We start from the raw sequence: 7,800 nt of genomic DNA, 5'->3' as shown, positions 1-7,800 counted from the left end.
TCTCGGCACGGGGGCGGGCGCGGGGACGCCGGGTCCGCGCGCCGGAGGTGTCAGGCCGTTGCCCGCTTCGGGAGCTTCCACCCTGGGCGGGGGAAGTGGCAGGTGTAACCGTCGGGGTAGGTCTGCAGGTAGTTCTGGTGCTCGGGCTCGGCCTCCCAGAAGTCGCCTGCCGGGGTGACCTCGGTGACGACCTTGCCGGGCCACAGACCCGAGGCGTCGACGTCGGCGATCGTGTCCTCGGCGACTCGCTTCTGCTCATCGTTGGTGTAGAAGATCGCTGAGCGGTAGCTGGTGCCGATGTCGTTGCCTTGGCGGTTCTTCGTCGAGGGGTCGTGGATCTGGAAGAAGAACTCGAGCAGTGCGCGGAAGTCGGTCTTCTCGGTGTCGTAGACGACCTCGATGGACTCGGCGTGGGTGCCGTGGTTGCGGTAGGTGGCGTTGGGGACGTCCCCGCCGCTGTAGCCGACGCGCGTGGACACGACGCCGGGCTGGTGGCGGAACAGCTCCTCCATGCCCCAGAAGCAGCCGCCGGCGAGGATCGCCTTCTCGGTGGTCACGTCGTCTCCCTACTTGTCGTCGGTGCCAATGCTGGTGCCACCCGTGAACAGGGTGCGGTATTCGCCATACCCTGCGTTCTCCAGGTCGTCGAGGTGGATGAACCGCAACGACGCGGAGTTGATGCAGTAGCGCAGTCCACCCTTGTCCGGGGGACCGTCGTCGAAGACGTGGCCGAGGTGGCTGTCCCCGTGCACCGAACGGGCCTCAGTCCGGATCATCCCGTGGCTGGAGTCCTCGCGCTCGATGACGTTCGCCTTGTCGAGCGGCTTCGTGAAGCTCGGCCAGCCGGAGTTGCTGTCGTACTTGTCGACCGATGCGAACAGCGGCTCGCCGGACACAACATCGACATAGATGCCCGGCTCGTGGTTGTCCCAGTAGGCGTTGGCGAACGGGCGCTCGGTGCCGTCCTGCTGGGTCACGCGGTACTGCTCCGGGTCGAGCCGCGAAACGGCCTCCGGGTTCTTGTGGTACTGGGTCTGCTCGGGCACAGCTCTCCCTTCCCGGCCTTTCGGCCTGAAGCTGCGGAACGAGGTGAAACGCACCTGGACGCGCACACGTACAGACACCCTACGGGCCGGTTCTGTTCCCGCAGCCGCTCCCTCCGATGGACGATGGGGTCCAGAAACCGCTCCCGCAAATGACCGGCTGAGTAGCGTCGCCACGGTATGTGGGCTGCGGTATGGCGCCGCCACAGAAACACGCGTTTGACCTGACGAGTGGACTTGACGGACCAGTTACGCCGCGACTAGGTTCGGCGCGTCCGACTGGGTGCCTCCCCTTGCGGCGAACGGTCCGGCCTTCCCACCGGGGCCGAGTTCCACACACGTTGCGCCGCTTTCCGGGGAACCCGGCCCTGCCAACACCAATCGCGATCCGTGAAGAAGGAACAACTGTGATGAGTGAGGGCTTCGAGGGCTGTAAGGCCGTGGTCGCCGGCGGCAGCAGCGGTATACGCCTCGCCGCGGTCCACCAAGTCGTCGCCGCGGACGCTCTCGTCCCGAAGCTGTCGGCGGCTACGACGAAGCCTTGCCTGGCGGTTGACTTCGTCGTCGTGCCCGGTCGCACCCAACTGGGTGAGATCGTCCGATGAGTGCGGGACAGCCGACTTGCCGACGATCATTGGCAGCGGCGCGGCCTCGACGACGCCGTCGCGGCCGTCAACCCGACCGAGCGGCCCAAGTTGAAAGACGATCATCCGCGTTCGTCCGTGTGCGGCAACGCGGCCATCGATGCAAGCGGCGGGCCGACGCATCAAGATCGCCCGGCTGGGTCCTGTGACCCCTGCCGTTAGTCGTCGAACGAACGCCCCATCTCTTGCAGCATCCCGACAAAAGAGACAAATGGCCGAGGAGGCAATTTCCATGAAAGCGATCGTGGTGACGGACCAGGCTGCGGGAAAGGCCGGGATGACCCTGGCGGAGCGGCCCGAGCCGCAGGCAGCGCTGAACGACGTCGTCGTTCAAATTCATGCGTCGGGATTCGTCCCGACTGAGCTGGCATGGCCCTCGACCTGGACCGATCGGCTCGGCCGTGACCGGACGCCGTCGATCCCCGGGCACGAGCTGGCCGGAGTGGTCACAGCTCTCGGATATGGCACGACGGGACTGTCTGTGGGACAGCGAGTGTTCGGCATCACGGACTGGAACCGCGACGGCACCCTGGCAGAGTATGTGGCCGTCGAGGCGCGTAACCTCGCGCCGCTGCCCGGCGACGTCGACTTCACCGTGGGCGCGAGCCTGCCGATCTCGGGCCTGACCGCATGGCAGGGACTGTTCGAGCACGGCCGCCTTCAGGCGGGGCAGAGCATCCTCGTGCACGGCGCGGCCGGCGCAGTCGGATCGATGGTGAGCCAGCTGGCACGGGAGGCCGGCGCCTACGTTATCGGCACCGGGCGCGCTGTCGACCGTCAGATGGCGCTCGACTTCGGCGCGCAGGAGTTCGTCGACCTCGATAACGACGCCCTGGAAGACGTCGGCGGAGTCGATCTGGTGTTCGATGTCATCGGCGGCGACATCGGGAAGCGATCCGCAGGCCTGATTCGAGCCGGAGGAACGCTGGTGTCCGTCGTCGGGCCGTCGGAGGCGCGGCCCGCCGACGGCCTGGCGGTCGACTTCGTCGTCGTGCCCGATCGCGCTCAACTGGGTGAGGTCGTCCGGCGGGTGCGGGACGGACGACTGCGGACGAACATCGGCAACGTCGCTAGCCTCGACGACGCCGTCGCCGCTCTCAATCCGACCCGGCGGGTCATCGGGAAGACGATCATCCGCGTTCGTCCGTAAGGACTCGGGGGCAGCGACCGGTCCGGCCCTCCTTGTGGATCAGCATCAAACGCGTGGCCAGTTCGGGCGACTCGTGCTGGAAGACCTCACCGGACTGGTCCGCTACCGGGACGGGTACACGGCGTAACCAGCTCCCGGCAGCCCGGAGGACATCACGAACGCGGGTCGTCCCTGCCATCGGACAAGTTGCGGTGGATGACCGGCGCCATCTCCGGCGTCGACATCATGGCCGGCCGTAACTGGCCCTCGAAACGTAGTGCGGGGATCACGCCGCGGGCTGCGGACGTGGCCGTATGCCCGCAGCCCGCGCCCGCGGGGAACCACCAGCAAGTCCGGTGAGACCGTAGCTCGGCCGACCGCCACCGCGGCAGCCGAACCGAGCTAGAAGTGTGCCAGCAAGCCCCCTGACCTTCGCATCAAGCGCGACCCGACCGGCTCGCCGAGAGTTCTCGCCGACTTGTTTCATGGTGGTCGGCGATCATGGTCCGCCGCCAGGATCTGCAAAGCCAGCCCGTCAGGCGGCAGGTGCGACCCACCATCGCGTCGATTCGGCCTGCGTCCCGGCCATCGCCGCTGGCGCGGAGTGCACCCTTCACACCTTCTAGCTGTCTCGATCAATTTAGAACGGACGTGCGATGCTCTTGTGGCAGAGGGGCTGGGCCGAGCGGTCTGGAACAGCACATGGGGGCGGCTGACCCGGCGTGAAGTCTGGCTCGCCCGGGAGGTGGGTGACCTTGATCATCCTTTCGGTGACTCGGTGACTCGGGGACGGGTGGTCGGCACCTAATCGAGCAGTCTCGAAACCGAGTCGCCCGCTGTGCCAACACGATAATTTGGCGACATGGGCATCGCCGGGGGAATAGCATGCGTCATTCTGGCCGTCATCATCCTGGCGTCCATCGCGTACTGGGTGGTGCGTTACGGGACCGGCTGGAAGCAACCACCATCGCCACCACCGGACGAATCAACGCCCCCGGAGCACCCGCGCAGCCATCCCTGACGGCGACCGACGGGTCCCGCCCAACCAAATCAGGAATGGGGGACGAGGCAGCGCGGGGTTCGGTTCGGCCGTCACCCAGGGCTGGCTGCCAGCCAATGTCGGGCTCCACTTGCCCTTCCAAATCGACGCTGCTCCGGGCCGCCTCCGGGCCGTCCGGGCCGTTTCTGGGCCGTCAAGCGCCGACCAGAGATGACCAGTAGCACCCGAAGAAGCAGCAGGTCAGCCACCACTCACGGGCGGCTGACCTGGTGGGCGACGGACGAAGTCGGACCTGTACGCCGGATTCAGCTGGCGGCTAATTTCCGCTTCAACGTCTGACACCGTGCGGTGAACCCTTCGGCCAGATGGCCCGCAGGCGGAAGATGTGGCGAGCCGCAGACAGCGCGACCCCCCAGGCGAGCACGAGCGCAAAGAACAGGTGAGAGGGTTCCCCGCCGAGATAGACCCAGACGCCGATGACGAGCCAGGCCGACACGGTCACGCCGACCAAGGCCCACCAGACCACATCCCGTCGCCGCATGGCACCAGTGTAGGTCGATCAATTGGGTGACCAACTGGGTGACGACCGGGGCGGCCGACGCCGGACGCCTACCGACGACGGTGGACTGTTCCGGCAGCTCACTCCGGCTACTCGCCCAGCTCATTGACGGCTGATCATTCTTTCGGGACGAAGAGGCTTAGCCGCGCCGGCTGGCAAGGTACTGGCCGACTGCGAACCCAACCGCACCACCCAGGCAAGCGGGGACGGCGGCGAGGACCACGACGAGGGTGTCTCCGGCCGGGCTATGGTACGGCGAGTTCAGCCACGTGCCGGCGTAGAAGCAAGCGAGCAGCACAAGCGCGGCCCCAAACTAGCTTCCATGGGCCCGACGCCTTAGCAGCAAGCCAACAGTCAGTCCCGCGCCGCCGAGTCCGACGACCGTCACGAGAAGAGCGGTGGGGGCGCGTTGGACCGAGCCGCCAGCACCAGACACACACCAGCCCGACAGTGATCCAAGCCCAACCACCAACACGCCCGCCCACGAGCGGTCGCCCAGATGCATGGCAGGACCGTAGCAACCAGCGAGCTGGACGGCGTGTCCGCTGCGTGCCCGCCGGACCGGTCAACAAAGGTCAGCAACAGCCACTACTACCCCGACCCGGCATCGCGTTGACGCCGGGCCAAGCTGATCAGCAGTAGCGCTGCGAGGGCCTCGCCGCAAATCAAGGCACCTTTCAAACTGACGGTTCGCGTCACGCTCGATGAGGGACGGGACCTACCACCACTTTGCACGCCGACTGAGGGCCTTCTCCGCTGGCTCTGACGCCCTCTGTCCTAGGGAAGACTCACCTCGGCCAAGACCACGCGACCACTGGATAGCGAGCATGGCTGCGCCGGTGAGGAGCCAAGCTGCGAAGCCCCTGTGCAGCAACGGCCCGATGATGCCCGCTGCGAGGAAGAGCGCCCAGCCAATGAAAGCTGAGATCCTGCGAAGGCGGGCGTGCGTCACGAGTTGATCCTAGGGGCGGCCACCTTGAGACGCCATGGCCTGCCGGTCCTCCCTGTAACAGCGTGAGGTGGGTGACTACCTGGGTGACGACGGGCACGAGCGGTGGACGTCCACGGACTCTGGTGGATGGTTGCCGCAGCTAGATCCCTTTGGCGATGCAGGTCAGCGAGCCGTGTTGGTTGCCTGGGGGGCAAGGGGTCCGGAGCGCGACGACCAGGCGGTGGACCCCGGTTACCGGAGCGGCTGAACATCGACCCACCGACGTACTGCCAGCCGCCACCGCAGGGTGCCCCTGTGGCCGAAGTTGCCACGTTCGGTGACGTCAGCATCGATTGTGAGGGCGAATTTGGCGTAGTAGGTTCGGCCGCCCTCGGTGGCCCGCAGGATCTCCGATGGCCACCGGACTGCGTCGCTTACCAGGTCGCAATACACCTGGCGGCGCCACCATCGTCCGGGAACGTCGATCTCAAACCTGCTCCATTCCCAGTGTGCGTGGTAGACGCCGTCAAACCGGCCGGATGAACCAACCATGATCACGTATCTGGGCCGGTCCATGGCGTACATGGAACCAGAAGGCCCGGCCCCGCACGGTGGCCATGGTAAGTCTAGGCCGTCACCAGGCCGTCGGAGGTCGACCGAAAGCGACCAGCGACGACCACTGGTGACGCTGCCTGCCCAGGTAACAACGCGTGGTCGGCCGATCACCCGGCCGGCCGCGGCCTTCTCTGCTGTAGTTGGTGAACTGTCGGGTGGCCTGCTTCCGAGTGGGTTTGAGCGCCGAAGGGAGGACGAGGGGGATGGCCAGCAGTGGCAAGAACTGCTTCCATAACGGCATGACCAAGACGGACGGCCCGGTGTCCGCGAAGCGGGTGGCGACTCTGGGTGCTTGGTTCCTGGTCTTTGGCTTGGCGGTGTTGATCATTGAGGTCTGGGTGGGCGGCCACCCGTTCGGAGAGCCGTCGGGGCTCGGCGAGTCGTCCTCCGTGGTGGGCGTTGCGTATCTTTGCTGGGCTCTGTGGCTTCGCCGACAGCAACGCTCATTAGCAACCGCGCCGGACGGCAGCACGCTGAGGCGCACTGGCACGGACTAACCTCCGAGCGTGCAGCCGTTGCCGGACGCGTGCGGGTTCGCCCGCTACAGGCGTAGCCTGCTGGCCCGGTCGAAGGTTTCGGCGGGGTCCTCGCCGTCGGTGAGGTCGATGTCCTCGACGACCCGGCCGTCGTTGAGGCGGATCAGACGGTCGCAGCGGGCGGCGATGGCCTGTTCGTGGGTGGCCAGCAGGATCGTCATGCCGTGCCGGTCGCGCAGGTCGAGGAGCAGGTCGAGGATCTGGGCGCCGGTGGTCGAGTCGAGGTTGCCGGTCGGCTCGTCGGCCAACAGCAGCCGGGGCGCGCCCATCAGCGCCCGGGCGATCGCCACCCGCTGCTGCTGGCCGCCGGAGAGCTGGGCGGGCAGGGCTCGCTCCCGACCTGCCAGTCCCACCGCCGCCAGCAGGTCCCGGGCCCGGGCCGCACGGTCGGTGCGTCCTCGCCGCTGTGGCAGCACTGGTGCGATCACGTTGTCCAGGACGGTGAGCGCCGGCAGCAGGTGGTAGCGCTGGAAGACGAAGCCGACCCGCTGGCGGTAGCGGGCCAAGGCCGCCCGGCGCAGCACTGTGACCTCCACGTCGTCCACCGTCACGGTGCCCCGGTCGGCCCGCTCGATCGCGCCGATCAGGTGCAGCAGGGTGGACTTGCCGGAGCCGCTCGGCCCGGTGAGCGCCACCACCGACGCGGCGTTGATTTCCAGCGAGACGTCGTTGACGGCGGTGAGCCGTTCATGGCCGCTGTGGAACTGCCGGACCAGCCCGGCGGTGCGGACCGTGCTGCCAGTGGCGTCCATGGTCACTCCTCAGCGATTAGGCGTGCGGTGGGCAGGCGGCGCAGCAGCGCGGCCGGGACGAGGGCCGCCAGGCAGGTGACCAGCACCCCGGCGAACGCCACGGTGGCGGCCACCGCCACCAAGGCTGGCGGCAGCTCACCGACGAGCCAGGCGGCCCAACCGAGCCCGAGCCCGGCGCCGGCCAGGGCACCGAGCGCGCCGAGCAGGATGCCCTCGTAGCTGACCAGACGGCCGAGCGCGGCATCGCTCCAACCGGTGGCGCGCAGGGTGGCCAGCTCGGCGGCGCGGTCCCGGATGTTGAGGTAGAGCACGTCGGCGACCGCAGCGGCCCCGAGCAGCACCGTAGCTACCGCCGCGAGGGCGTCCGCGCCACGCACGCTGAGCGAAACGGTGTCGCCGAGCAGGCTGCCCACGATCGCGCCCCGGAAGGCGTACGCGGCGGCGGCGACCAGGGTCAGCGCGGCCACCCCGATGCCCAGCGCGACCGCGCCGCAGCGGACCGGAGCTGATGTCCTCCAACCCGGCGATCATGTTGAGCGTGGTGGACTTGCCGCAGCCGGACGGGCCGACCAGGATCACGAACTCGCCGTC

Annotated in this window: 8 protein-coding genes and 1 pseudogene; 3 read left to right on the top strand and 6 right to left on the bottom strand. The window is 67.7% G+C overall.

Annotation, left to right across the window (positions count from 1 at the left end; translation table 11 throughout):
- Positions 1-50: 50 nt before the first annotated feature.
- Together msrA and msrB are read right to left on the bottom strand one after the other, a co-directional pair.
- Positions 51-557 (bottom strand): peptide-methionine (S)-S-oxide reductase MsrA, encoded by a 507-nt coding sequence (msrA, locus tag ACWEVO_RS23165; protein WP_452309620.1) that lies wholly within the window; start codon positions 555-557, stop codon positions 51-53.
- Between the two features lie 9 nt (positions 558-566).
- Complete coding sequence (gene msrB / locus ACWEVO_RS23160) at positions 567-1,046, bottom strand: peptide-methionine (R)-S-oxide reductase MsrB (protein ID WP_452309619.1); 480 nt, start codon at positions 1,044-1,046, stop codon at positions 567-569.
- A gap of 407 nt (positions 1,047-1,453) precedes the next feature.
- On the opposite strand from msrB, the gene ACWEVO_RS23155 reads away from it, so the two are divergent.
- The gene (locus ACWEVO_RS23155) at positions 1,454-1,648 is read left to right on the top strand and encodes a hypothetical protein (protein WP_452309618.1); all 195 of its coding nucleotides are present in this window, start codon (positions 1,454-1,456) and stop codon (positions 1,646-1,648) included.
- Between the two features lie 271 nt (positions 1,649-1,919).
- Positions 1,920-2,837, top strand: coding sequence for an NADP-dependent oxidoreductase (locus ACWEVO_RS23150; RefSeq protein ID WP_452309621.1), 918 nt, complete (start codon positions 1,920-1,922; stop codon positions 2,835-2,837).
- A 1,307-nt stretch (positions 2,838-4,144) separates the two neighbouring features.
- Here ACWEVO_RS23150 and ACWEVO_RS23145 read toward each other — a convergent pair.
- A complete protein-coding gene (locus ACWEVO_RS23145; RefSeq protein WP_452309617.1) occupies positions 4,145-4,357 on the bottom strand; it encodes a hypothetical protein in 213 nt (70 codons plus the stop codon).
- Positions 4,358-6,124: 1,767 nt separating this feature from the next.
- On the opposite strand from ACWEVO_RS23145, the gene ACWEVO_RS23140 reads away from it, so the two are divergent.
- The gene (locus tag ACWEVO_RS23140; protein ID WP_452309616.1) at positions 6,125-6,418 is read left to right on the top strand and encodes a hypothetical protein; all 294 of its coding nucleotides are present in this window, start codon (positions 6,125-6,127) and stop codon (positions 6,416-6,418) included.
- Positions 6,419-6,462: 44 nt separating this feature from the next.
- On the opposite strand, the gene ACWEVO_RS23135 is transcribed toward ACWEVO_RS23140, so the two are convergent.
- From ACWEVO_RS23135 to ACWEVO_RS23125, 3 genes and pseudogenes are all read right to left on the bottom strand, one after another.
- A complete protein-coding gene (locus ACWEVO_RS23135) occupies positions 6,463-7,209 on the bottom strand; it encodes an ABC transporter ATP-binding protein (protein WP_452309615.1) in 747 nt (248 codons plus the stop codon).
- Positions 7,210-7,211: 2 nt separating this feature from the next.
- A complete protein-coding gene (locus ACWEVO_RS23130) occupies positions 7,212-7,676 on the bottom strand; it encodes an FtsX-like permease family protein (protein ID WP_452309614.1) in 465 nt (154 codons plus the stop codon).
- A gap of 25 nt (positions 7,677-7,701) precedes the next feature.
- Positions 7,702-7,800: pseudogene (locus tag ACWEVO_RS23125) on the bottom strand (ATP-binding cassette domain-containing protein); the annotation flags it as partial.

It is taken from the genome of Micromonospora sp. NPDC003776 (assembly GCF_053605645.1).
This window is presented reverse-complemented; position numbering and strand designations above follow the sequence as displayed.